The sequence below is a fragment of the Pedobacter sp. GR22-10 genome, assembly GCF_026239715.1.
GTDB lineage: Bacteria > Bacteroidota > Bacteroidia > Sphingobacteriales > Sphingobacteriaceae > Pedobacter.
This window is the reverse complement of the sequence record NZ_JAPIVR010000001.1, coordinates 211,791-238,597: the sequence shown is the minus strand read 5'-3', so window position 1 is coordinate 238,597 and position 26,807 is coordinate 211,791. Positions and strand designations below refer to the sequence as shown.

General features: G+C 38.4%; 24 protein-coding genes. 12 read left to right on the top strand and 12 right to left on the bottom strand.

What is annotated here, in order from left to right; translation table 11 throughout:
• Positions 1-105: 105 nt before the first annotated feature.
• The gene (locus OQX64_RS01010) at positions 106-405 is read left to right on the top strand and encodes a Uma2 family endonuclease (RefSeq protein ID WP_265818279.1); all 300 of its coding nucleotides are present in this window, start codon (positions 106-108) and stop codon (positions 403-405) included.
• 35 nt (positions 406-440) lie between these two features.
• Here the strand turns inward: OQX64_RS01010 and OQX64_RS01005 are convergent, their stop codons facing one another.
• The 8 genes from OQX64_RS01005 to OQX64_RS00970 form a co-directional block, all read right to left on the bottom strand.
• Positions 441-584, bottom strand: a complete 144-nt coding sequence (locus OQX64_RS01005; RefSeq protein ID WP_172406475.1) for a DUF5522 domain-containing protein — start codon at positions 582-584, stop codon at positions 441-443.
• A gap of 108 nt (positions 585-692) precedes the next feature.
• Positions 693-1,646 carry an exonuclease gene (locus OQX64_RS01000; RefSeq protein ID WP_265817139.1) on the bottom strand — a complete coding sequence of 318 codons (954 nt, stop codon included), beginning with the start codon at positions 1,644-1,646 and terminating at the stop codon, positions 693-695.
• Between the two features lie 79 nt (positions 1,647-1,725).
• Complete coding sequence (gene coaE / locus OQX64_RS00995) at positions 1,726-2,340, bottom strand: dephospho-CoA kinase (protein ID WP_265817138.1); 615 nt, start codon at positions 2,338-2,340, stop codon at positions 1,726-1,728.
• On the bottom strand, positions 2,340-3,287 hold the full coding sequence (locus OQX64_RS00990) for a CdaR family protein (protein WP_265817137.1): 948 nt from the start codon (positions 3,285-3,287) through the stop codon (positions 2,340-2,342). Before OQX64_RS00990 ends, coaE begins: the two co-directional genes overlap by 1 nt.
• 191 nt (positions 3,288-3,478) lie before the next feature.
• On the bottom strand, positions 3,479-3,799 hold the full coding sequence (yajC, locus tag OQX64_RS00985) for a preprotein translocase subunit YajC (RefSeq protein ID WP_265817136.1): 321 nt from the start codon (positions 3,797-3,799) through the stop codon (positions 3,479-3,481).
• A 56-nt stretch (positions 3,800-3,855) separates the two neighbouring features.
• Positions 3,856-4,290, bottom strand: a complete 435-nt coding sequence (locus OQX64_RS00980) for a DUF1573 domain-containing protein (protein WP_088300821.1) — start codon at positions 4,288-4,290, stop codon at positions 3,856-3,858.
• Between the two features lie 2 nt (positions 4,291-4,292).
• The gene (gene nusB / locus OQX64_RS00975) at positions 4,293-5,243 is read right to left on the bottom strand and encodes a transcription antitermination factor NusB (RefSeq protein ID WP_088300822.1); all 951 of its coding nucleotides are present in this window, start codon (positions 5,241-5,243) and stop codon (positions 4,293-4,295) included.
• A 46-nt stretch (positions 5,244-5,289) separates the two neighbouring features.
• Positions 5,290-6,378 carry a Glu/Leu/Phe/Val family dehydrogenase gene (locus OQX64_RS00970; RefSeq protein ID WP_088300823.1) on the bottom strand — a complete coding sequence of 363 codons (1,089 nt, stop codon included), beginning with the start codon at positions 6,376-6,378 and terminating at the stop codon, positions 5,290-5,292.
• Between the two features lie 188 nt (positions 6,379-6,566).
• On the opposite strand from OQX64_RS00970, the gene OQX64_RS00965 reads away from it, so the two are divergent.
• Together OQX64_RS00965 and OQX64_RS00960 are read left to right on the top strand one after the other, a co-directional pair.
• Entirely contained in the window at positions 6,567-8,357 is a 1,791-nt protein-coding gene (locus OQX64_RS00965) for an ABC transporter ATP-binding protein (RefSeq protein ID WP_088300824.1), read from the top strand.
• A gap of 67 nt (positions 8,358-8,424) precedes the next feature.
• On the top strand, positions 8,425-8,748 hold the full coding sequence (locus OQX64_RS00960) for a DUF3276 family protein (protein ID WP_088300825.1): 324 nt from the start codon (positions 8,425-8,427) through the stop codon (positions 8,746-8,748).
• An 86-nt stretch (positions 8,749-8,834) separates the two neighbouring features.
• Here the strand turns inward: OQX64_RS00960 and OQX64_RS00955 are convergent, their stop codons facing one another.
• On the bottom strand, positions 8,835-9,296 hold the full coding sequence (locus tag OQX64_RS00955) for a DUF5362 family protein (protein WP_265817134.1): 462 nt from the start codon (positions 9,294-9,296) through the stop codon (positions 8,835-8,837).
• 229 nt (positions 9,297-9,525) lie between these two features.
• Between OQX64_RS00955 and ychF the strand changes: the two genes are divergently transcribed.
• The gene (ychF, locus tag OQX64_RS00950; protein ID WP_265817133.1) at positions 9,526-10,626 is read left to right on the top strand and encodes a redox-regulated ATPase YchF; all 1,101 of its coding nucleotides are present in this window, start codon (positions 9,526-9,528) and stop codon (positions 10,624-10,626) included.
• Positions 10,627-10,721: 95 nt separating this feature from the next.
• On the opposite strand, the gene OQX64_RS00945 is transcribed toward ychF, so the two are convergent.
• Complete coding sequence (locus OQX64_RS00945) at positions 10,722-11,339, bottom strand: HAD hydrolase-like protein (RefSeq protein ID WP_265817132.1); 618 nt, start codon at positions 11,337-11,339, stop codon at positions 10,722-10,724.
• A gap of 5 nt (positions 11,340-11,344) precedes the next feature.
• Positions 11,345-12,721: a magnesium transporter gene (gene mgtE / locus OQX64_RS00940; RefSeq protein WP_088300829.1), complete on the bottom strand. Its 1,377-nt coding sequence runs from the start codon at positions 12,719-12,721 to the stop codon at positions 11,345-11,347.
• A 509-nt stretch (positions 12,722-13,230) separates the two neighbouring features.
• Between mgtE and OQX64_RS00935 the strand changes: the two genes are divergently transcribed.
• The 8 genes from OQX64_RS00935 (at position 13,231) to OQX64_RS00900 (ending at position 26,022) form a co-directional block, all read left to right on the top strand.
• Positions 13,231-16,242: a SusC/RagA family TonB-linked outer membrane protein gene (locus OQX64_RS00935; RefSeq protein ID WP_265817129.1), complete on the top strand. Its 3,012-nt coding sequence runs from the start codon at positions 13,231-13,233 to the stop codon at positions 16,240-16,242.
• A 22-nt stretch (positions 16,243-16,264) separates the two neighbouring features.
• Complete coding sequence (locus OQX64_RS00930; protein ID WP_265817128.1) at positions 16,265-17,662, top strand: SusD/RagB family nutrient-binding outer membrane lipoprotein; 1,398 nt, start codon at positions 16,265-16,267, stop codon at positions 17,660-17,662.
• A 570-nt stretch (positions 17,663-18,232) separates the two neighbouring features.
• Positions 18,233-18,907, top strand: a complete 675-nt coding sequence (locus OQX64_RS00925) for a TolC family protein (protein WP_265817127.1) — start codon at positions 18,233-18,235, stop codon at positions 18,905-18,907.
• 6 nt (positions 18,908-18,913) lie between these two features.
• Entirely contained in the window at positions 18,914-21,064 is a 2,151-nt protein-coding gene (locus OQX64_RS00920) for an exopolysaccharide transport family protein (RefSeq protein WP_265817126.1), read from the top strand.
• Between the two features lie 11 nt (positions 21,065-21,075).
• Positions 21,076-22,536 carry an O-antigen ligase family protein gene (locus OQX64_RS00915; protein WP_088300834.1) on the top strand — a complete coding sequence of 487 codons (1,461 nt, stop codon included), beginning with the start codon at positions 21,076-21,078 and terminating at the stop codon, positions 22,534-22,536.
• The gene (locus tag OQX64_RS00910) at positions 22,517-23,716 is read left to right on the top strand and encodes a glycosyltransferase (RefSeq protein ID WP_265817124.1); all 1,200 of its coding nucleotides are present in this window, start codon (positions 22,517-22,519) and stop codon (positions 23,714-23,716) included. Before OQX64_RS00915 ends, OQX64_RS00910 begins: the two co-directional genes overlap by 20 nt.
• Positions 23,717-23,815: 99 nt before the next feature.
• The gene (locus tag OQX64_RS00905; protein WP_265817123.1) at positions 23,816-25,024 is read left to right on the top strand and encodes a glycosyltransferase; all 1,209 of its coding nucleotides are present in this window, start codon (positions 23,816-23,818) and stop codon (positions 25,022-25,024) included.
• Positions 25,025-25,104: 80 nt separating this feature from the next.
• Positions 25,105-26,022 (top strand): glycosyltransferase family 2 protein, encoded by a 918-nt coding sequence (locus OQX64_RS00900; protein ID WP_265817122.1) that lies wholly within the window; start codon positions 25,105-25,107, stop codon positions 26,020-26,022.
• Between the two features lie 13 nt (positions 26,023-26,035).
• On the opposite strand, the gene OQX64_RS00895 is transcribed toward OQX64_RS00900, so the two are convergent.
• Complete coding sequence (locus tag OQX64_RS00895) at positions 26,036-26,785, bottom strand: glycosyltransferase family 2 protein (protein ID WP_265817120.1); 750 nt, start codon at positions 26,783-26,785, stop codon at positions 26,036-26,038.
• Between the last annotated feature and the right edge of the window lie 22 nt (positions 26,786-26,807).

Sequence of the window (26,807 nt, the reverse complement as noted above, 5' to 3'; positions counted from 1 at the left end):
AAATTATACGGATCAAAGTGTATTCCTTTTGGAAGTAATACGAGAATAAACATTCCCGAAAACACTTTATTCACTTATCCTGATATATCAATCTACTGAAATAAAATCAAGCACCCGGAGGAAGATGAAAATACAACTCTCCTTCCGACTGTTATCATTGAAAATCTTTCACCTTCTACAGAAGATTATGACAGGGACAATAAATTTAAACTGTATAGAGATATTCCGTCTTTAAAAGAATTTATCATGATCGATTCCACAGCGATTTCAGTTGAAGCTTTTTACATTAATGCGCATCAGAACTGGGAGTTAAAGGAATATAAAAATATGGATGAAAATCTGGCTTACCACAGCCTTGGTTTTAATATACAGCTGAAGGACATTTATCAACATGTTAAATTTTAGGTCAGCAGAAAAAGATAAGCGAAATCATAAATCAGCTATTTCTTCACCTTCTTTTTCCCGTAGCCCCAGGGGCAATGCTTACATTTATTTTTACAGCAATAACCCCGCTTTAAATGATAAGCTTCGGTAAAAACCATCAAACCATCTTCATTAAAATAAAAGTCTTCGCCTTCTTTCATATTTTAAATTTCGAATGAGAGAATGAATGAATGAGAGAATGGGAGAATGAGGGAATGAGATTTTTCAAGTCACAATGCCTTCATTCAATTATTATCTGATTCCTTCAATCAATCATTTTTACTGTTCAGTATTTTAACTTCTAAGTTTCCCTTAAAATAGTCTTTCAGCTGCTTACCGTCACCATGTAATGTCCATATCTGTTTCGGTTTTACTTTTTCAGTGGTTTCCAATATGGCTTCCCAATCGGCGTGATCAGATATATATAGTGAAATTCCGTTTTGCTGCTGCAGATTTTTCCACCCTGAAGCAAAAGCCCTGACCACATTAATCGCTTTATGATAACTATGAAAGACCATTGGTGGCACAATATAAACCTGATGCTGCTGGTTATTCTTCATTACTTTACGATCATACATTTTATATTTACCTAAGTTAATGCCATAATCTTCGTAAATGTTCACAAAAGGCATGATGCTGTGATGCACCATTATATTTTTAGTTGGGCAGTGATGATTGAGCAATTGAATAATCCTTTGGCTTTTACCTAAAGCATAAGCACCCAGCATAATGTTTGCATTTGTATCATTCAACTTTTCTATTTCCGTAACTGGAGACGGATGTTTGGTATCCGGATTGGCAAAGGTACTTTCTGTAATCAACACATCAGCCTGTACAAATTCGAAGGGTTCGCAGGTTGCATCAGGTTCTATCTTATAATCTCCCGTATAAAGATATTTAATTCCCTGATATTCCATTAAAACCTGTGCAGAGCCCAGGATATGTCCGGCCGAATAAAAGGTGATGGTAACCTCCTTTATCTTAAAGGATTGATGATAAGCTTTGATATAAAAATCTACAGCAGCAAACTTACGGTAACGGTGTTTCATGAACGATTCTGTAGCAGCTGTACAATATACATGCTCACTGCCACCAATGGCATGATCGCCATGGGCATGAGAAACTACTGCCTCTTTTACCGGTTGCTGCGGATCTAAATAAAAGTCTCCGTAAACACAATACAATCCTGTTGACGTAATGGTAATAAAATCATCTAAAATCATAATCGGGATTAATACATGTAGAATATGCCACAGATTTGCAGGTCGTATTTTTAAATTTCATGATGGGATGGATAAATGATCAGGCTAAACTTGATGCATCAGCTGCTTTTTTCAGAAATTGTTTATGCAAAGCCAGCACCTGTTCAATAATGGAATGTTCCTCATCATTAACCATAAAATGACCGGATAATTTAGCCTTTTGCTCATCAGTAAACTGTTTATCCATTCTGGCCTTCACCTGTTCAGCAGAAACCTGATCACGCTTCATTACGCGCGCTAGTTTCAACGACAGAGGAGCAGTTACCAGAACAGATGTATCGCACATTTTATATGAACCGCTCTCAAAAAGCAGCGCAGCCTCCTTCATAGTATAAGGTACACGCTCATCAATCTGCTTCTCCCAATCGTCAAAAGCCCTGAATACCGCAGGATGAACCAAAGCGTTCAGTCTGGCCAGTTCCGTTTCATGACTGAAAACTATTGCCGCCAGGTGTTTGTTGTTGAGTTTGCCCTCTGCAGTATAACTTTCCTCACCGAAGGCAGATTTAATACCAGCAATCAGTAATTGATCCGTTACCATAATTTCTTTTGCCACCGTATCTGCATAAAACACCGGGATGCCTAAAACTTCAAAAACCTTACAAATGGTTGTTTTACCACTGCCAATTCCACCTGTAATTCCTACTTTATACATTATTTTTCTACTACAAAATCTACTTTTGAAGGATTGATATTGATCAGTTTACAATAATCCGGGAACTCCGTAATCTTTACAGTAAACTGCTTGTGCGCTAAATCCTGCCATTCATTCACATCAACGGTTGCAGTAATGAAGTTATCATTTACCTGACTATAATTACCCAAAGCAACTAAAAAAGTTACCTTAATTTTCTTTGGATAAAGCTTGATGCTGTTGTAATTTTTATTATTAATGATTTTTAATGGCACCTCAACAGTCTTTTCTGTAAACTCATCCACCGGAAGTTTCACTTCTACGGATGAAGGATAAATGCTGACATTTTTTTGTGGACTATGCTGCAGCCCGATCCTCACGGTTGTACTCCCCTGAATTTTACTTAGCTTTAAGGTATCTGTCGGCCAGATCGAAATTTTGCTTAATTCTTCTGCCGGACCGGCCACTTTTACGTATTGAGGGTTTAAAATGATGTCGCTGGAAATCCCATACTGGCTGATGAAGTCCAGCTTGCTGACCAGTTTAATGGAAACCTTCTTTACCGTTCGCTTGGTGAAATCAAAATATAAAGTATCAGGCTTTACAGAAATCACTTTTTGGGTGCTTTCCAGTTGCCTGTTTACATTGTACAACTGATCTGAAAACGTAATAAAATCTTTGGTATTTAACTGGCTTAAGCTCACGGATATGGATGGCGGACTAATCCGTAGCCTGGAGAATATTAATTGCCAGCCTGTTCCTTCTACCTGTAAGTCAACCGTATCTGATTGAAGCGGATAAAATGCCCGGCGGGTAGGTGTATTTTTAAAAACGAGAACTGTTTTAGCCGTGTAGATATACTTGTTGTTCAGCGCCATAAAAAGCCATGCCGCAATTGCCAGAAACAAACAGGCCAAGAGTGTAAAAACACGTCTTTTCTCTATTTGGGTTAATCTAATAAAAGGCATATTAATTATCTTAATCTCAATGGATGATGAACCAACTACAACAATACCGCCAAATGTAGCAAAAGTAAACAGGTGCTCAAATAGAAATGGTATAAAGAACCCAAATAGCTGCTGGTTGCATATTTCTAAATTTGCGAAAATAAAAAAACCGTCGATCTGCTGAACGACGGTTTTCTTAAATAATGATGATCTTAAGCCTTAGCTGGTGCGGTTACTGCTTTCGTCGCATCTAATGATACAGCAGATTTATCGAAACGGATTTTTACGCCGCCTTCCACTTCGATTAAAAAAGTAGTGTCGTTCATGTCTGCAATACGTCCGTGGATACCTGCAGTGGTAATGATTTTATCACCTTTTTTCAGCTCTGCCACTAATTTTTTATGCTCCTTAGCTTTTTTAACCTGCGGGCGGATCATGAAAAAGTAGAAAACTACCATAATTAATACCATAGGTACAATGGTAGTGAGCATGTTACCGCCACCTGCTGCCTGTAAAATTACTGTTGATGTCATTTTTTTATTGATTTGATTGTATGTTAATATTGGTTCAGCCAAAGTTAGCTGGCTGCTTATTTTTTCTCCCTTACATCACCCACCAGGTGAACGGTTGAGATGGAAGGGTTAGCATTAGAATTAATGGTAATCACTTTATCCTGCATCCCTTGTTTTCCTGTGCTATTAAAAACCACTTTAAGACTACCTTCTTTACCCGGCAAAATGGGGTCCTTTGGTACTTCAGGAACCGTACAACCACAAGTGGCTGTAGCATTTGAGATAATCAGTGGACTTTTACCTGCATTTTTAAATTTAAATTCATGATTAACCTTATCACCTTGTACGATCTTTCCAAAATCAAAAATTTCTCTTTCAAAAACAATTACGGGTGCGTCTGCCGACACTTTAGTGCTGCCTGATGATGGCGCCGTTTCTGTGGTGGAATTATTAGCATTGCGGCATGCTGTAAAAGACAATGCGGCAATAGCCAGAATGAATACCTTCTTCATAATTACTCTTCGATTAATCCGCGACCGATCTTTTTAATGGTATTATTTTTCTTAAGGTCGCCTAAAATTTTGTCTAAAATACCATTTATGAACGAATTACTTTTCGGCGTACTGTAATCTTTTGAAAGCTCTAAATATTCGTTAATGGTCACTTTCACCGGGATAGATGGGAAATTTAACAATTCGCAAATGGCCATTTTCATTAAAATCGTATCCATTAGGGCAATACGTTCAGACTCCCAGTTTTTTGTCCTTTCAGCTATCATTTCCTGGTACTTTGCATCATTTTGCAAGGTATGCACAAAAAGATCCTGTACAAATTTGCTGTCTTCCGTCCAGTCTGCACTGATTTCAGTTAACTTATTTTTGAATGGATCATCGAAGGTAAAATTCTTGAGCGTTTTAGCCACCATGCCTTTCATCACTTCATGATCTACCTGCCAGTTGATAAATTTTTCTTCAAAAACCTGTAAAATAGCCTGATTCTTTAAGATAATTTTTCTAAAAATGTACTTGATGATGTCTTTGGATGATTCTAAACTTTCATTGGGATCAGCCAGATATTCTGCATATTCTTTTGAAGCCTTTAAAGAATTGAATACGGTTTTACGAATTTCCGGATCAAATCCCCAGTCTACCTTGTATTTTTTGACTGCTGATACATATTCAGGGTTTTGCTGCATTAAAACACTAAACTTATTGTGAAGCAGTTTTAAATTGGGATTAAGATCATCCGCAGTTTTCAGGTGTTTATTTGCACGCTCTGCAGCGTCATTGGCCGTAAACTCGGTCACTTCTACCATAAGTGATAACATCCAGATGTACATTTCGTACACGCTGTCAATGCTTTGCATCAGGAGTTTTAAATCTCCTTTAATGTCTTTTTTGTCTGCCATGTGCCATGCAAAAATATTTTGCAAAGCTTTGATCCTTAAGTGCCTTCTGTTTAACATGAATGTAAGAACGAGTGGGTTTTTTAAAACCTTTTTTTAATAATTATTAATATGACGATTTAATTTTTTTAATGTCGGCAATCCGTTTTTCAGCAATCCGGTTTGCAGCGATGTTGGTTGATATTTTTTCTGATTTACTCAGTTTAATGACACTTCTTGTGGCATCATAAATATTTTCGGTGAGCTGAACAGTGCGTTTTTTACCAAAACCAGTCCATTCAGAATAGCAGGCAATTAATCCCCCCGCATTAATCAGGTAATCAGGAGCAAATAAAATTCCTTTTTTAGAAAGCAGCTCACTATCCAGAACCTCATCCTTAAGCTGATTATTTGCAGAGCCTGCAATAATGGCAAATTTCATGCGCTCAATGGTTTTGTTATTTACTGTAGCTCCCATGGCACATGGCGCATAAACATCGGCATCAATACCGAAGATTTTATCAGCTTCAATAGGCTTTGCTTTGTATTTACGGGCAACGTAAGTGAGTTGTTCCTGGTTAATGTCACTGATCAGCACCTCTGCATTTTCCTTTCTTAACAAGGCCACCAGGTGTTCGCCAACATTACCAATTCCCTGTACTACAATGGTTCTGCCGGCAAGCATATCGGTACCAAAAACTTCTTTTACACTGGCTTTAATACCGAGATAAACACCCTGAGCAGTAAAAGGTGCCGGATTTCCTGCCCCGCCGATGGATTCAGGAACGCCCGTAACATAATTGGTTTCCATGCGGATATACTCCATATCCCTGGTATTGGTTCCCATTTCTTCTGCAGTAATGAACTCGCCATTCAGATTTTTAATAAACCTTCCATAGCTGCGCATCAGCGTCTCCGTTTTATCCTTTCTGGAATCGCCGATAATTACGCCTTTTCCACCACCCAGGTTTAAACCTGTAATGGAAGCTTTATACGTCATTCCTCTTGATAAACGCAAGGCATCTTCTAAAGCTTCTCCTTCGGTGGCATAGCTCCACATCCGGGTTCCGCCCAAAGCCGGCCCTAAAGTGGTATCATGAATGGCAATAATTGCTTTCAAGCCAGTATCCGGATCATTGCAAAAAACCAATTTCTTATGCCCGTAGGCACTTAATTGAGCTAATATGGATGAATCGGACGGAGAATTTGCTGGCATATTTAACGATCGGCTAACTTCCTGCAAAATTAAAATAAAAAAACCATTAATACATGCATTTAACTTAACTATAACAAAATATATTTCGTTCTGATCACCTCACAATCGTTTTGCATTTTGAAAACTGATGAGGATTAACAATATAATTATTGAGTTTGAAATCGTGAAATTGCCTAAGTTTGTACCACATGAAACATCTGCGCAGATTAAATAAGTATTTTCTGAAATATAAATGGTGGATTATACCCGGAAGTATTTTTGTAGTCATCTCTAATATTTTCGGTGTTGTTCCTGCCCAGGTAATTGGTTATGCGGTTGATCTGATCACAGAAAACATACAGATCTATAACCTTTTTAATGGCTTTGACCGACAGGAGATCATTTATAGCATATTCAGCAGTAACCTTCTGTATTTTGGGCTATTGGTCATAGCACTATATATACTTAGAGGCCTGTTTCTGTTTTTTATGCGTCAAACCATAATCCTGATGTCGAGGCATATTGAATTTGACATGAAGAATGATATCTATCAGCATTATCAGGAGTTAAGCCTTGGGTTTTACCGCAGAAATAATACCGGTGACCTTATGAACCGTGCTACGGAAGATGTAAACCGGGTCCGGATGTATGTTGGTCCGGCCATTATGTATACCATCAATACCTTTGTTTTATCGGTATTAATTGTATGGTCAATGTTTGATGTAAACTCCAAACTGGCCATTTATTGCCTTCTACCCCTCCCCTTCCTTGTGGTTATTATTTATTATGTAAATACGCTTATTTTCAAGAAAAGCGGAAAAATCCAGGAAAGGCTTTCTGAATTGTCAAGTTTTGTACAGGAGCGTTTTTCAGGCATACGCATTATCAAGTCCTATGTCAGGGAAGATTACACCCGGAACATGTTTGAGATTCAAAGTAATGATTATAAAAAAGATTCCATGAGTTTGGTAAAGGTTTCGGCGCTGTTCTACCCTACCATGATGCTATTAATCGGATTAAGCACCATTTTAACCATTTACATTGGCGGCATACAGGTGATGAATGGAAGCATCACGGCCGGAAATATTGCAGAGTTTATCATCTACATTAATCAGCTTACATTTCCGGTAACCATGCTGGGCTGGGTCACTTCTTTGATTCAACGTGCAGCAGCTTCGCAAAAAAGGATTAATGAATTTTTAGATATTCCATCTGATATCCAGTCGACAGAACTTAATGCTAAAACAATTAATGGACATATCAAATTCAACAATGTAAGTTTCACTTATCCCGATACCGGTATTGAAGCATTGAAAAATTTAAATTTTGAGATTAAAGCAGGAGCGTTTGTGGCCATTATTGGCAAAACAGGTTCTGGGAAATCTACATTGGCCAATTTAATCATGCGCATGTATGATGTTCAAAATGGAGCTATTTTGGTTGATGGTAATGATTTAAAATCTCTCAATCTGAAAAACTACCGCAGCCAGATTGGCTTTGTACCACAAGAGGTTTTCTTGTTTTCTGATACGATAAGAAATAATATTGCCTTTGGTTTAGACCAGGTTACAGATGAAGAAATTTACACCGCCGCCAAAAATGCTTCCGTTTACCACAACATTATTAATTTTGATGAAAAATTTGAAACGATGCTTGGTGAACGTGGCATAACATTGTCTGGCGGACAAAAACAGCGTGTATCTATTGCCAGAGCTTTAATCAAATCGCCTGGAATTTTAATATTTGATGATTGTCTTTCAGCTGTTGATACCAAAACGGAAGAAGAAATTTTAAATAATCTGGGTAAAATGATGAGCGGAAAAACCAGTATTTTAATTGCGCACCGCATTTCTACCATTAAGAATGCAGATAAGATTCTGGTGCTTGATCGCGGAGAAATCATCGAGCAAGGCACACACAGCGAATTACTTAGCCAAAACGGGAGTTATACAGAACTTTACAATAACCAGCTTTTAGAGGAAGAATCACGAAGTATTTAATTTTATTTTGAACTTTAAATATTTGCTTTATATTTACCGAAACCAAAAACCAACATCAATACCAACCATGGGAGAATTCGACAACAAGGAAAGAGAAGAAGTTTTTTCAAAGAAAGTAAGAGCAGGCAAGAGAACTTATTTCTTCGATGTGAAGGCTACTCGCTCAGGTGATTATTATTTAACAGTTACCGAGAGCAAGAAAAGATTAGAAGACGGTGTGTTTGTAAAACACAAAATTTTCTTATACAAAGAAGACTTTGAAAAATTTACGGAAGGCTTAAACGAAACGGTTGATTATATTAAATCTCATCAGGATGTTATTGAAAAACGCTATGAATATTCTGAAAACGGAGAACATAGTGCTAAAACATCTGACGATTTTTCGTTTTAATCTAATCATATAAGAAAAGCCTTTGCGAAAACAAAGGCTTTTTTATGCTTTAAATATTTACTGTATACAGATTTGATCAATAGTGGCTATGCTACGGCCAATCCTGCTCCCATTAAAAAGATCAATAGAAAGTAGCCGACAATTACGGTGATTGTAATAATTCCCCAAAATTTAAAAAGCGACTTTACATGTTGAATAGCGCTGTTTAAACTTTCCTGATTTCCAAACAGCACGCCTTGTTTTCCTTGATTTGAAATCCTAAACAATAACAAACTCGGGTAAAAATAAAACAGGCCCAGAAATAAATAAACGATCGTGATTGCAGTTGAACTTCCCTGCCCCAATGTACCCAATTGTTTGGCCAGCATTGGATTGCCCGCAATCATTGATGGGATTGAAAACGAAATTAAAACCATCATCGCTGAAAATACAAATCCAACAATTGATAGAAATTTCGCCCATTTGGTAATATCGTAAAGGTAACTACGCATTTCTTCCGTTACCACTAATTTCACTTCCTGAGGTACACCCTCCGCTAAATCTTCCATATTAATCACTGTAATTTTGGATAAACTTAGATAAAATATCTAGCTGTAACAAATAACCAGCTTTAATTAAAGAGTTTAAAAGCTTATCTTTGCCGCCTGAAAAAGGTGAAAGGTGAAAGGTGAAAGGTGAAAGGTGAAAGGTGAAAGGTGAAAGGTGAAAGGTGAAAGGTGAAATCGTAAATCGTAAATCGTAAATCGTAAATCGTAAATCGTAAATTAAAAAATATAAATGGCATTACAATGTGGTATAGTTGGTCTACCAAACGTAGGTAAATCAACGCTTTTTAACTGTTTATCCAATGCAAAGGCGCAAGCTGCAAACTTCCCTTTTTGTACTATAGAGCCTAATGTTGGTGTAATTACGGTACCGGATGACAGACTAACCAAACTGGCTGAGCTCGTTAAGCCTAACAAAGTACAGCCTAATACTATTGAAATTGTAGATATTGCAGGTTTAGTTAAGGGCGCATCAAAAGGTGAGGGTTTAGGTAACCAGTTTTTAGGCAACATACGGGCTACAAATGCGATCATTCATGTTTTACGGTGTTTTGATGATGGTAATGTGATCCATGTTGATGGCTCTGTTGATCCGATCCGTGATAAAGAAATTATCGATACAGAATTACAGCTAAAGGATTTGGATACGGTTGATAAGCGCATCCAGAAGGTAGAAAAAATGGCTAAAACCGGTGGTGATAAAGATGCCAAACGCACTTATGAAATATTATCGGTTGTAAAAACACACTTAGAAAATGGCAAATCTATCCGTACTGCTCCTCTTGCGCAAGAAGATTTCGATTTCATCGAAGATTTGGGTTTATTAACCCAAAAACCTGTAATGTACGTGTGTAATGTGGATGAGGTTTCTGTCGTAAGCGGCAACAAATATGTTGATCTGGTAAAAGCAAGCGTCGCTGATGAACGTGCAGAGGTGCTGGTTATTTCTGCTAAAATAGAATCTGAAATAGCAGAATTAGAAAGCTATGAAGAGCGTCAGGAATTTTTAGCTGATTTAGGTCTGGATGAGTCTGGTGTAAATAAATTGATCCGTGCGGCCTATAAATTATTAAACCTTTATACTTATTTCACTGCCGGGGTTCAGGAAGTACGTGCATGGACCATTACCAAAGGTTTTACTGCTCCTCAGGCAGCCGGTGTAATCCATACTGATTTCGAAAAGGGCTTTATCCGTGCAGAAGTAATCAAATACAACGATTTCGTCACTTTAGGTTCGGAAAATGCCTGTAAAGATGCTGGTAAACTGGGTGTTGAAGGCAAAACTTACGTGGTAGAAGATGGAGACATTATGCACTTCAGGTTTAATGTTTAATAATCAAGAGTTACTAACTTTTACTGTCAACCGACTGGGAAAGTTAGTAACTCTAATGTTTAAATATTCACAATATTAACAGTTCAAATACTGTTTTAAACCTCCAATCCATAAGCCGCAAGCTGCGCCTTGGTATCTTCATAACTGGTGTGGTAGATCCCTTGCAATCCCAAACCTTCAGCTACTTGCACAAAAAGCATCCGGTCATCAATATATAAACTGGTGGCTACATCGCTTTGTGAAATATCTATCGCAACTTTGAAAATATCTGCATCAGGTTTGCGGAAGTGTACAAAACTGGATGAGACAAAGAAATCTACAAATTCATTCAGTTTAAAAGTATTGATCCTGTACTGGTTAAGTTCCCTGCCTTCATTACTGATAACCGCTACCTTAAGCTGATACTTCTTTTTCAAATCACAGATTAATTGAATCATTTCCGGGTAAGGCAATGATTTTTTGAACATAAATTCTTTAAAATCATCGTAGGTAAACTGACGAGGCTTGAAGAAGACGATCCGCTCAAGATATTCATCGAGGGTTAATTTTCCAACTTCGTAAGTGTCGAAGGTTAAATGGTGGCGTTCTTCTAAATCAACCGAATCCAGATCAAAAAGTACAGAGGCTTCTCCCCTGGCGTGCCTGTCCCAACCATTGGTAAGCAACACGCCGCCAATGTCTGTAAAAAGTGTGGTTATTTTCTTTTCCATCATTTATTTTATAATAAAACTCCTTTTAAAATCAATACGGCTACGCTAAAGTAAATGACAATGCCGGTCACATCCACCATTGTGGCCACAAATGGTGCTGATGAAGTTGCCGGATCGAGCTTCAGCTTTTTGAGGATAATGGGCATCATAGAGCCGATTAAACTTCCCCATAATACAATGCCTACCAGCGTAAAAAATATGGTGGTGGCGATCAGGAAAAAGTGAGGTCCATAATCATACAGATGCAGTTCCTGCCAGATCACAATGCGCACAAAGCCAATGGTCCCCAATATAATCCCCAGCATTGAGCCAGACACCAATTCGCGACGCATTACGCGCCACCATTCTGCAATGGTAACTTCACCAAGTGCCATCGCCTGAATAATCAGGGTTGAAGCCTGCGAGCCACTGTTACCACCACTACTCATAATTAAAGGAATAAACAGGGAAAGTACCACAGCCTTTTCGAGTTCAATTTCGAAGTGCTGCATGGCTGTTGCCGTTAACATTTCCCCTAAAAAGAGTACAATTAACCAGCCTGCACGTTTCTTTACCAATTTTAAAATCGGAATATCCAGGTAGGGCTCATCTAAAGCTTCTGTACCCCCGATTTTATGCATGTCTTCTGTATATTCTTCATTGGCAATCCAGAGGATATCATCTACTGTCACAATCCCCAGCAGAATATTGTTTTCATCTACAACAGGTAAAGCTACCCGGTTATTCATCCTGAAAATATTGATCGCATCTTCCTGCGGATCATTTGCCTTTAAAGCGATAAATCGTTTGTCTGTTAATTCTCCGATGATAGAATCCGGATCGGCCAACAAAACTTCCCGAATCCTGATATCATCCAGCAATACGCCATCTTTATCGATCACATAAACCACATCAATCGTTTCAGAGTTTTTTCCATAACGACGGATATGGGACAGCACTCTTGCTACAGACCATTCTGGCTTTACAGCAATATAATCGGGCGTCATTAAACGTCCGATACTATATTCGTTATAACCTAAAAGTGCCAGTGATTCCTTACGTTCTTCCGAAGGTAAAAGAGAAATCATTTTCTTTACCACATCGCCTTTCATTTCACCAAAAAGCGCGGTACGATCATCAGGTGGTAAATCCTTTATAATTTGATTTAACTTATTACCTGAAAGCTTTTTAATGATCCGCTCCTGCGTAGGAAAATCCAGAATACGAAATACGTTTACAGCCCTGTTGAGGGAAATGGTTTCGATGAATTTGGCTGCACATTGTGGAAGTTCATCAATCAATTCTTCTACATCAGAGATATTCAGTCCGTCGAGATATTTCTTTAAGGCAATATCATCTTGTTTTTCAAGTAGTTCCTGAACCTCTTCTACAACCATTTCTTCCATAAACAACTATTTAATTTAATACATGCCAAAACCTCTGCTAGCGGTTCGCAAAGGTGCATTTTTATTTTTTAAAAAGCCAACTGTGCACCTGTTAATTCATTTATAATGTGGCTTAAATAATCGCTATGAGCCTTTAAACGAAATGATACTGATCATCAATCATGATGATTTAATAATTCTTTAATATTATGGATATACCAATTGGATGCTTTAAAAAAATTGGAAGTATTTTTATTTTCTACTCCTTCATTAAAATATCGTTTTCATTTTTCATGCAACTAAAATAACCTATCGTATTATCATGTTTAAAGTGTAAACTTCATTCGGGTTATGCTCAAAAAATATAAAATTATACCTTAAGTTCATCATTGTCAGCATTTCATACTTCCCTCCAATGCATTTAACATTTGCGTAATATTTTTGTTAAATTATGGTTAATACCTGATAAAATCCTCTAATGATCTGGTTTGCAAGTCGCCTAAATTTGGGCAGACTAACAACCAAACCACATGATAACTAAACTCAAAACTGCTTTTCTGGCAGTAGTCATGCTCTGTTTTATACAGCTGCAAGCCCAAACATCTCTCATTAGTGGTAAAATTACGACTAAAGATGGAATGCCCATACCTGGCATTTCAGTAAAGGTAAAAGGTACATCCCAGGGCGTATCTACAGATGCTCAAGGGAAATTTTCCATCAGCGGCGCAAATCCTTCTGTACTGGTCATCAGCGGAATAGGCTACCAGACCCGGGAATTTGCGTTCAACGGGCAGCCTGCAGTGTCTATTGTGCTTCAGGAAGATCAGCAGAACCTGAGCGAAGTAGTGGTTACCGCATTAGGCGTTAAGCGTGAAAAACGCAACCTTACCTACAGTTCGCAGGAGGTAAAAGGTGAACAGTTAACTCAAACCAAAGAGCCCAATCTGGTAAATGCACTGGCGGGTAAAGTTTCAGGTGTACAGATCACCAGTTCATCAGGTTCGCCGGGCAGTTCATCCAGAATAGTAATCAGGGGTGCCAATTCCCTTTATGGAAATAATGAAGCTTTGATGGTAATTGATGGAATTCCGGTCAATAACGATGAAACCGGAAACCTGAATTCTGGCCCGGGAACGAATAGAATAGCAGATTTGGACCCTAATATTATTGAAAGTATCAACGTTTTAAAAGGAGGAGCAGCAACGGCCCTTTATGGTTCTGATGGTGCAAAGGGAGTAATTATCATCACCACTAAAACCGGAATGCAAAACAAGAAACCAACATTGAGTTTTTCATCTTCCCTGTCTTTAGAAACCCCTCTACTGCCGGAGATTCAGAATAAATACTCATTAGGATCAAACGGTGTATATTTTGATGGCGTAAACCAAAAAACAAGTACTTCCTGGGGAGCAAGAATGGACACCCTAAAAATAAACGGACAACCAGCAACGGTTTACGATCAATCAGATTTATTCTTTAAAACCGGTAAAACCTATACCAATACCATTGGTATAAATGGTGGTGGTGCTTCAGGTACTTATTTCCTATCCTATACCAATCTTTCGCAAGATGGTACGGTACCACAAACCTCCTTTGACAGAAACACGGTTTTTGGAAAATTCAGCACGCAAATACTTAAAAATCTTGACGTTACCTTCTCCCTTAATTATGCCAACACTAAAAACAACAGGTTACCTGAAGGTTATGCTTTAGAGAGTCCGGTGTGGACAATCTTTACGGCACCGGTTTCTTACAATCTTCAACCTGCCCTTAATCCAGACGGAACACAAAGACTTTACCGTTTCTCAAGAAACAATCCGTACTGGGTATTGGATAATATCAGCAACACATCAGTAGTTAACCGGTTTTTACCCACTTTTAATGCCAGTTATAAGCCCCTGAGCTGGTTAACTGTAACAGAACGCTTTGGTGCTGATGTATACACCGAACAAGGAAAGTATCATGAATCTTCACTCTCCGTATCTAATCCTAATGGTCGGATCGTAAATAGTAACACCAATTTCAGGCAATACAACAACGACTTAATTATCGGAGCCAATCAAAGCTTTGGTGATTTTAACATTGATGCCATCTTAGGTAATAACATCATCTCTACCTATTCTGAAAATGCATATGCCAACGGGCTTGGGATTACCGTTCCGGGATTTGATAACATAGGATCTACTTCTACGGTTAAATTTACGGAAACCAGCTACTTAAGCAGAAAAATAGGGTTTTACCTGCAATCTAATATCGACTATAAAAAATTCCTGATCCTCTCCCTCACCGGACGATATGACGGAACTTCCGTACTGGCCAGAAACAATAGCTTTTATCCTTATGGCTCTGCTGCTACAAGTTTTATTTTCTCTAACTTCTTTTCAAAAGAAGTTTCTGATATCATGAGCTTCGGAAAGTTAAGGGTATCATATAGTACCGTTGGAAATGCCAGTATTGGCCCATACAGCCTGCTTACACCTTATGAATCACAAACAGTAAGAAACATCGCCTTTCCATATCAAGGTCAATCCGGCTTTCTGATCAGTACGGTATTAAGTGATCCCAACTTAAAAAATGAGCGGATTAATGAATTTGAGGTAGGCCTGGAAACGGGTTTCTTTAAAAACCGTATAGGTTTGGAAGTCACATATTTCGATAAAAAGACCGTAAACGGAATTATTCCCAATGTAGCACTTGCACCTTCAACCGGATTTAATTCTACCAGTGTAAATACTGCATCCATGCGCAACAGAGGTATCGAAGTACTTTTAAATGCTAAACCCATTAAAACAGAAAACTTTAGCTGGGATTTGACACTGAATTATAGCAGAATCAGAAATAAAGTATTGTCTATTTACAATAACCTTAACCAGATTGGTAATGGCTTTACTTTTATTTTGGCCAATCAACCTTATGGCGTCATTTATGGAACCCGTTATGCCAGAAACAGTGAGGGTAAATTATCTATTGGTGATGATGGATTGCCATTCGCCGCAGATGAACAGGGCATTATCGGAAACATCAATCCGGATTGGATGGGCGGCATTATCAATAACTTCAAATACAAGCAGTTTACCTTAAGTTTCTCTTTTGATATGAAAAAAGGTGGCGATATCCAGAACAATGTTGATGGCTATGGCTATTTTTATGGTACCCCAAAAGTAACCGAAAACCGGGAAAACCGAGTAGTAGAAGGCGTTAATGCCACTACCGGATTACCCAATACGGTTTCAGTTTCAGGTCAGGCTTATTACCAGCGTATCAACAGTATACTTGAATCCGTTATTCAGGATGGTACTTACGTAAAATTGAGAAATGTAAGTTTCGGCTATAACTTAAAACCAACATGGCTGCAAAAAACGCCTTTCAAAACACTAGGAATCCAGGTTACGGGTAGAAATTTATGGATTTACGCACCACACTTTACTGGTGGGGACCCTGAAGTAAGTTCATTTGGCTCTTCCAATGGTTCACAGGGAATTTATTCCTTCTCTATTCCTACCTCAAGATCTGTAGATTTTAGTCTGAAGTTAACATTGTAAGCACCACATAGCAATAATCAACATGAAAAAGATATATTATATTTTAAGTTTTACACTGATCACAGCTTTTGCCGGCTGCAAAAAATATATAGATGTGAACAATGATCCTAACAGACCGATAGATGTGAAGGAATCGTTGATGCTTCCGCCTATTCAAATGCTCATCTCGCAAAATATAAATGCTTCAGGGGATGGAAACCTGAGTGTGATTCTTCAGCAGTACCTGCAGGTAATGGCCCTGAACCAGGTAGCACCCAATTTCGGCACGTATCAAATGTATCACATAGATATGGATGGTGATTGGAATAGCATCTACGTGCGCACATTAAATAACCTGAACTTGCTGAGTATAAAAGCGACAACCAATGGCAATTTAAATTATGCCGCGATTTCGAAAATACTCAGTGCTTATACTTTGGGTTATGCCACAGATGCTTTTGGCGATATCCCTTACAGCCAGGCTTTTAAGGGAAAAGAAATGCTTACGCCTGTGTATGACTCGCAACAGCAGATTTACATACAATTGCAGCGCTTACTGGATGAAAGCATTGCAGATATTGATAAAAAGACGGGTTTAACACCTGGTGCAGACGATCTTATCTATCTTGGTAACATGGCGAAATGGAAAATGCTTGCCTATACCCTAAAAGCACGCTTCTACATGCATCTGACCAAGGCACCAGGTACTTCTGCAGCAGCACAGGCACAACTGGCCTTAACAGCACTAAGCAATGGCATGCAAAATAATGATGATGATTTTAAAATCTCATTTAGCGGTTCTGCAGGAGCTGAAAACCCATGGCAACAGAACTTTTTACCCGGCAGTACATTCGTGCTGGCAAATACTTTTGTGGATCAGCTGAAATTAAGAAATGATCCCAGACTCAGTAAGATGGTGAAACCAGCTACTGAAACAGGTTTGTATACCGGCAGGCAGATTGGACTGGAAGAAATCGGTAGCCTGGAATCCTATTCTATTCCGGCAGATTTTTATGCAGGTGCCAGTGCAAATAACTACCTCGTTAATTACACTGAAGCTGCTTTCTTAAAAGCTGAGGCTACTTTTATTATTTCCGGTGCTGATGCTGCACAGCCATTTTATGCCGAAGGTGTTCAACGCCATATGGAAAAATTAGGAGTAAGTACAACCGACATTAATAATTACCTTGCTGCAAGGGGGCCACTTCGTGCAACTAATGCCATACAATTAATTATGGAGGAAAAATCGGTGTCTAACTTCCTGAACCCGGAAAACTACACCGACTGGCGCCGCACCGGGTTTCCGGTTTTAAACAAAGTAAAAAATGCATTATCAGAAATTCCGAGAAGGGTTTTATATCCAAATTCAGAAATGATCTCTAATCCTCAACCGCAGCAAAAAGCGAAAATTACCGATCGCCTTTGGTGGGATAATAATTAGAAAATATTTTCAACCATTTTACAAAGGAGGTTGCATCATTGATAAAATGATCAGCCTCTTTTTTATACCAGCTGTTTTTGAGGATTATCTGATCTCTTCATGTTCATTCTGAAAGTAGTTAACAGGTTACAACTGATATGAAAAACAGCGCGATTTTAAGAAGAGAAAGCAGACAGGTCAACCATTTTGAACATAAACTCAGTAAAAAACAGTAAATTTTTGCACGATCTTCCCACTGATCAGTTTCCAAAACAATTAAAAAGCCATTAGTAATAAGCGCTTAATCATATCTGAAACACCGTACATCAGGATTTATTCACTGCATAAAAATCCTATTTAATAAACAATAGAAACACTTTTTCATTAAAAAATAAAAAAATAGCAGGTGATGTAGCAGCATCTGGATCACCACGGTTATGAAATTAATTCTACTCAGGTATTTAAAAGCTTACAACTTGATGAAAAAAAAGGATTTAGTTTACAGAAAAGAATATACTAATTCACTAATTTTGACATTTGATTTATCTCAATAACTTAAATCCCCAAACAAAACGGTAGATTACCAAACCAATGGCCAAAATTTTTCTATTCATTATTATTATTCTATTTTCTATAAATACCTATGCCCAGGAGAGCTTTATTGGAAATATTAACTACATGCTTCTGGAAAAGTATGTTGATTTGGCCAAGCAAAACTACCCTAAAAGGAAAATGTATAAGGCCAGTGAGTTGAGCGCAAAGGCTAAAGTTGGCGTAGCAAGGGCTACTTATTTTGATGCTTTTACAGCTTCTTATAATTATAGTCCAACCAATGCTTCAAAAATTAACACGACCAATAACTATACATTAAACGGCTTGCAGCTTGGTATTTTTTTTAACGTAGGTATTTTATTCAGAACTCCTGCTTATGTAAGGCAGGCGAAAGAAGAACATAATGAAAAGATTTACCAGGCACAGGAGTACGACATATTACTGGCCTCAGAAGTGAAGAAAACCTATTACGAATATTTGCGTGAAGCTGCAGATCTGAAAGTTAAGGCGCAAACCTACACCGATAATAAAGCGGCCAGTGACGCACTTCGATATAAATTTGAGAAAGGCGAAACCAGTCTGGATGATTATACCAAGGCGAAAACGATAACATCATATGCCAATTCTGAACGCTTGCTGGCAGAACTTAATCTGCTCAAAGCTAAAGATTCACTCGAAGCATTGATTGGTGAGGCATTAGAGGACGTGAAATAAAGAAGTATGAACATTCAAGAATTTTTAAATCTTACACGTAAGTACAGGTGGCTGATCATTTCAATCCCTGTACTGACACTCATCATCACGTTTCTCTTTGTGAGGAATCTACCGAAAGAATATAAATCTGTGGCACAGATTTCTACTGGTTTACTAGATCCATCCCGGCAGGTGGCATCGGAAGTACAAGGTTATTCGGGTCCTGATATCATTATAAAACTGAACCAACAGTTTACCACCATTATCGATGTGATGCGGATGCCGAAAAATATGAGTCTGCTGTCTTACAGATTAATATTGCACGACCTCAAAAACCCACAGGCACCTTTTAAGCCGCTAAGTAACGACCTCAAAAATCTGAATGCTGCCCAAAGACAAGAGGCTATTAATTTGTTCGAGAGCCGCTTGATGAAAAGAGAGGTACTAACCCCCCTTGATAATGGCAGGTTAATGTTGTTCAACCTTGTTGAATCTATGGGCTATGGTACGGTACAGCTGAATAAAAAGCTGAATATTACGCATGAACAGAACAGTGATTTTATATCCGTAGAATTTATTTCTCAGAATACCTTGCTTTCTGTTTTTGTGGTGAATACCCTCGCCAATGATTTTATCAATAATTATAGTTTAGATCAGATCAGCAATAAAAACACATCCATACTGGTGTTGGATTCGCTCCTGAAGAAAAAAGAAACTGTGATGAACGACCGCATACGCCAGTTGAAAGATTATAAAATTAAAAACGGCGTATTAAATCTGGATAAGCAATCACAAATCATTTATCAGCAAATTACTGATAACGAGAATAAAAAAAGTCAGGCCTTAATTGACAGGCAAGCTGCCCTGGCCGCCCTAAAAAATGTAAACGATAAGTTAGATGGCCGGAATACAGATAAATATCTTGGAGCTGAAGTAGTGGCTGATAATCAGGATATCATCAATTTAAAAAACAAAATCGAAACTGCAGAGAATATATACCTGGATGGTGGCTATAAAGCCCTTGATAAAAAGAAAGTTGATTCATTGCAACTGCTGTTGAGCGCAAAGTTATTAAAGTCAAATGACCGTTACGTAAGCGATCCGCTCATTGCCAAACAAACTTTAGTTCAAAGACGCATAGCTATAGGAATCGATTTAGAAAAAACGACGGCGGGTATTAAAGATATCGACAGGGAGTTAGACAAGTTAAATGCAAAATTCACCGGAATGGTTCCCTTTGATGCAGGCGTTCAGGATTATGAACGCAATGCCGATGTAGCAACTAAAGAATACCTGGAAATACTAAGCCGCTACAACCAAACCAGCCTGGATAAAAATATTGGTCTGCGCTTGCAGCTCGTACAGGAAGGTGTGCCTACCGTTGCGGAATCGTCAAAAAAACCGATTTACATGGCATTAAGTGTTATCGCCAGCTTCGCTATCTGTTTTTTCCTGCTATTTATCATTTACTTTTTAGATCATTCTATTAACAATGCGCAGGAACTAAAAGCAGCTACCAATAGCAAGGTAATAGGTGAGTTAAATTTCATCAAACCTAGAAACAGGGATATCACCAAAATCTGGGAGGAGGAACATACAGACCAAGAAATTTCCTTGTTTAAGGACCAAATGCGTGCACTCCGTTTTGAAATTGACCGTTTGCTTGCCACAGAAAACCAGAAAGTTTTGGGAATTACAAGTCTGAAATCTGCCAGATCTCCAATTTTTACACTTGTTGGCTTAACTTATGCTTTTGCTTCATTGGGCAAAAAGATTTTAATCATTGGTCATGCTGAAATAGCCGTGGAACTGGAAACATTGAAAATTCCGACCAACCAATCTATCGGCAATATTTTATCAGGAGCAACCATTGTAGCTGATCAGTCCATTACTTTTTTAAGCAATGATTTAGGAGGTAAGTCGCTACTGGAAAAGGGAAATCAGGAAGGCATCCAGCAAATATTCAATACATTTAATGCACAGTTTGATTTAATCCTGGTGTATTTAGATCCGGTAAACAGTTTGTCGGCCATTAAAGAGTGGATCTTCTTTACAGATCAATACATCGCTTTATTTATGGCAGGCGACTCCATTGCCAACCATGAAAAGGAAAAGGTTACACAACTGAATACGGACAAAAAGTTTGCAGGATGGATCATCAGCGGCGTTAAAGCTTAATCAGCAGGCTAATGCTTGATAAACTGAACACCTATATCACGGATAATAAAAAAAAGATTATTTTTTTTATTATCGCCATGTGCCTTTCCATATTAGTTGCTGGTTCCATCAGCAAATTTGGATTGCTTGGTCCCCTGTGTGCAATAGCCATTGCGGCCTCAGGTACTTTTCTGGTGTATGCTGTCAAAAATCCACGCCTTGCCTTTTGGGCCTATTTTGCCTATTGCTTTTGTCTGGGATTTCTGGTTAAATCCTTTTTACAGGTTCCGGTCGGACTTGCTTTAGAAGCGCTATTGCTGCTCACCTGGTGTAGTATCCTGATCAATATGGATAAATTCAACTGGCAAAACATAAAAAATGAACACGTAATATTATCATTAATTTGGTTTGGCATCAGTTTCCTTCAAATATTAAATCCCTACGGTGGAAGCATTGTTGCCTGGTTCAATGAATTAAGGTTTGTGGCTTTAAACTGGTTGCTCATTTCACCACTGGTATTTTTAATATTTAATAGCCGGTCAGACTTAAATAAGTTTATTATATTCATTTTCTTATTTTCTTTTCTCGCCTGTTTATATGGTGTAAAACAACTTTATTTTGGCCTCACCAGCGGCGAACAGCAATGGATGGGCATGGGTAACGAGATGACGCATATTATAAAAGGTAAGCTCCGGGTATTTTCCATTTACTCGGATGCGGGGCAATTTGGTGCCTCGCAGGCCATTATGGCTGTGATCTCGCTGGCACTCCTTATTGGCCCGTTTAGCTTTGGAAAAAAAATAATTATCGCATTATTCACCTTTGTATTTCTATATGGCATGGCCATTTCAGGTACCAGGGGTGCACTATTCGCGCTGGCAGCCGGCGTAGCAAGCGCCTTATTTCTAAGTAAAAATTTTAAGGTATTATTTGTAGGTATCTTGTTATGTGGAAGCGGATTTTTTATCTTAAAATACACAACCATTGGCGAAAATATATTTCAGATCAGTCGTTTACGCAGCGCATTAAATCCGGAAGATGCCTCTTTCAAAGTACGGCTGGATAACCAGAAAAAGCTAAAATCCATATTAAAAGACTTGCCTTTTGGCGCAGGTTTAGGAATGAGCGGGATGAATGGAATAACCTACAACTCCGATAAAGTCATTGCCAATATACCACCAGACAGCTACTGGGTAAAGGTATGGGTAATGTATGGCGTTGTTGGCCTCATCTTCTGGTTTGCCATTACCTCCTATATTATTGGGAAATGCAGCGGCATTGTTTGGAAAATTCAAGACCCGGGGTTAAAGGCAAAGATGATTGCCCTTACGGCCGGAACAGTAGCCTGTTTTATCTGTAGTTACGGCAATGAAGTGATGAATGGAATGCCATCATCTGTAATCATGTTCATGTCATGGTCTTTTGTATATATTGCACCATGGCTTGATAAAAAGTTAAACCAAACTGAACCTGATGGAAATAATCATCATTAATCTCTTACACATAGCACTTTGGATTTTAGGCATTTACCTGCTTATCAATTGCTTGTATCTGGCTTTTTTTGCGATCGCCGGCCTTTTTAATTTACCTAAATCACAAAAACATGCCATCACTTATAAAAAGATTGCCTTGCTTTTTCCTACCTACAGGGAAAATAGTGTTATTATCGAAAGTGTAAAATCTGCATTAAACCATCATTATAACGGAGACTTTGAAGTTGTCGTTATTGCAGACGGCTTACAGCCCCAAACCATTGCCATTTTGAAAGAAATGGGTGCAAATGTTATCGAAGTTTTTTTTGAAAAAAGCACCAAAGGGAAAGCTATGCACTTTGCCATGGAAAAGCTAAAAGATAAGGGTTTCGATATTGCAATGGTATTGGATGTTGATAATGTATTGGGAGCAGATTGTTTGCATTACATCAATTATGCCTTTCAACAGGGGAACAAAGTCATTCAGGTACACCGAACAGCTAAAAATGTAGATACCAGTTTTGCTTTCCTAGACGCTTGTAATGAAGAGGTGAACAACCAGATCTACCGCAAAGGTCACGCTGTTTTGTGTTTATCGGCCACACTTATTGGGTCGGGAGTGGCTTTCGATTTTTCATATTTCCATAGCAAATTAGGTTATATTGGAGAAACAGTGGGCGAAGATAAAAAACTGGATTTTATGATGGCCAGTGATAAAGTTAAAGTGGCTTACCTAAATGATGTATTTGTTTATGATGAAAAAGTAGAAAATGCACAGGTGTTTACCAATCAGCGAACAAGATGGATTGCATCTCAAATAGAATTCCTGAAAGAATATGCTTTAGAAGGCATCTTGATGTTATTTAAGGGAAACATAGCGTTTTTCAATAAAACATTTCAAACTTTTCTAGTACCCAGGATCTTGCTACTGGCATTGCTATTCATCATGGCTGCACAATCATTTTTTAATCCTATCGGACCGGGCAGGGAATTCTGGATCACATTATTCCTTAGTCTTTGCATTACCTTGTTCATCGCCGTACCCAGAAAATTCTATGTAGATAAAAGGCTTTATCTGGCTATCTTACAAATTCCGAGAGCAATGATTGGAATGGTGATCGCATTATTTAGTATTGGCAAGGCCAAAAAATCTTTTATGGTCACGCCGCATCACAATAAACCTGTTAAAGATAATCATTAATCATGCCGATAGAATTGCTGGCCATCATAGGCACCCTGTTTGGAATAGTGGGTTTCATCAGAGGACTAAACACATCAGAACATACAAAAAAGTAAGAAAATGTCGATTTTAAAGAACAGAGACATTATTATCGTTGGTCAGCAACCCTGGGACACCGCAATTGGCAGTAATTGCAAAGATCTGGCGCTTGAATTTAGCAAAAACAACCGGGTACTGTACGTGAATGCACCTTTAGACCGAAGGACGAGCTTGCAACAAAGAAATGTTGAATTGGTAAAGAAAAGGTTGCGCATTATTGCCGGTAAGGAAGAAGGCCTCGAACAGGTATCGCCAAATCTGTGGGTGTATTATCCTAAAGTCATAGTCGAATCCATTAACTGGATCAAAATCATGCCGGTATTCCGCTGGTTAAATAAATTAAATAACAGGAAATTTGCCCGGGACATTCATGTCGCATCAAAAAGATTGAATTTTGAAAATTTCGTTCTGTTTAATGACAATGATATCTTCAGGAGCTTTCATTTAAAGGAATTTTTAAAACCTGGGATAAGTGTTTATTACTCCAGAGACTATATTATTGCTACCCCCTATTGGCAGTATCATGGAAAATACATGGAGCCACAACTGATTGAAAAAAGTGATTTATGCGTGGCAAATTCAGTTTTCCTGGCCAACTATTGTAAAAAATACAATCCGAATTCTTTTTATGTTGGACAGGGTTGTGATTTTAAGTTGTTCAAACATGATGATCCTATTTCTTTACCAGATGATCTTTCTGCAATCAAAGGTCCGAGATTGGGGTATGTCGGTGCCATATTATCATTAAGGCTTGATGAAGCCATTCTTTTACACCTGGCAAAAACACGACCAGACTGGAGTATCATATTGGTTGGACCAGAGGATGATGATTTTAAAAGAAGTGAACTTCATCAATTAGACAATGTACACTTTTTAGGAAGCAAAAAAACGGAGACACTGGCTGCGTACATTAAAGGATTTGATGTTTGCTTAAATCCGCAGGCGATAAACCCGCTTACCATAGGCAATTATCCTCGTAAAATTGACGAATATCTGGCCATGGGCAAACCCACTATCGCCACCAATACAGCAGCCATGAGCATTTTTGAACAGCATGTTTACCTGGCTGAAACGAAAGAAGATTACGTGACATTGGCAGAAAAAGCATTGGTTGAGCACAGCGAAACTTTGGCTACTGCACGAATTAACTTTGCACATACCCATACATGGGCCAAAAATGCCGAAGAAATTTACCAAGCTATAAATGAAGTCTCAGCAAATAAAAGTTAGATCGCATCTATGAAATCGATTATCAAAAGCATTTAGATTATTTTTGCCAGGCAGATTAACATCAATATTAATAAAACGCCATGTCCACCACCTCCATCATTACCGTCAATTTTCACCAGGAAGCCGTAACCATCGCACTACTCCAGTCAATCGGTAAACATTATGATGGAAAAGATGTTGAAGTGATCATTGTAGACAACGGGGCTAAGCAAAACCAGGAAAATGTTTTTCAACCTTACTTTGAAAACATTAAATATATTCAATCGAAGGAGAATCTGGGCTTCGCTGGCGGAAATAATTTAGGAATTAAGCAAGCCATTGGCGATTATATCTTTTTATTAAATAACGACACCGAATTGCCTGCCGGATGTATCGAAACCCTTTGCGCAGAATTTGAACAACATAAAAACATAGGACTTTTGTCGCCGTTATTATTGTATTACGACCGAAAGGATGTAATTCAGTATGCAGGTTTCACGCCTGTAAATCACCTCACAGGCAGAAATGCCACGATTGGCGAACTGGATCGAAATGAAGGGCAATATGCCAATAAAAGCCATCAAACCGGGTATTGCCATGGTGCCGCAATGATGTGCCGTAAGGAAGACCTGCTCAGAGCAGGCTTAATGGAGGAAAATTATTTTCTGTATTATGAAGAGCTGGACTGGTGTGAAAAATTCAAAGCAATTGGCAAACAAGTTTGGTTTACTGGCAAAACCCATGTTTACCACAAGGAATCAATAAGTGTTGGCATAGACAGCCCGCTAAAAATCTATTTCCACACGCGCAACAGGATGCTCTTTATCAGGAAGAATACAGGCTTAATGAATACCGTTCTGTTTTCTGTGTACTATACTTTAATAGCCTGCCCGAAGGCGGTGTTTAAATATCTATTTAATCAGCAGTCGCACCTGGCAAAATGGGTATTAAAAGGCCTGTTATGGAATTATACCCATCATAAGCACAGCAAAAATTTAGGATTCGATCTGCAGAAGTAAGTTTTCAATTAATCTATCTCAGCCTTTTCAAGACCGTTAACACAGCATAATTGCTGAAGTGATATACAGACTTTACAAGACCAAGTTTTTCACTTTCCCTAAAAATTTTCCAGGTTTTGACAATGGCCTTCATTTTATTTGATGACTGGGAATGTTTCCTGATTCTATACAAGGCCAATGGTTCATTGATTCCGTATCCCAGTTTACACTTTTTAAGCAACTGCAGGAAGAAAATCCAGTCTTCATGGCCCGCCTTCGAAAATTGTAAATCTCCGATAGTGCTTTTCAGCATCATGGAAGTTGAAAATATGATGACATTATGCGACAATAATTGGGTGTAGCTTACACTAAATGGCGCCGGAATTACCCCTGAAATGATATCGCCATCTTCATTAATTCTATTGTAGGCACAGAAGGTTAAGCTGAGCATTTCTTTTTCCATATAAGCCACCTGGCGGCCTAGCTTATTTTCCAGCCAGATATCATCACTGTCCAGAAACGCAATATATTTACCGCCGGCTTTTGCCATCCCAAGGTTTCTCGCATGTGAAACACCTTTGTTTTCCGGTAAACGAATCAATTGTATGTTATTGTGCTGATTAGCAAACTTTTCTACAATGGTGCAGGTATCATCTGATGATTTGTCATCGATGATAATTAATTCCCATGAGGTATAATTCTGGGCAATCACTGAATTTAAGGTTGCCGTAATAAACTTAGCAGAATTATGGCAGGGTACAATTATCGATACGAGTGGTTCCAATTGATTAAAAAATTAAAATCTT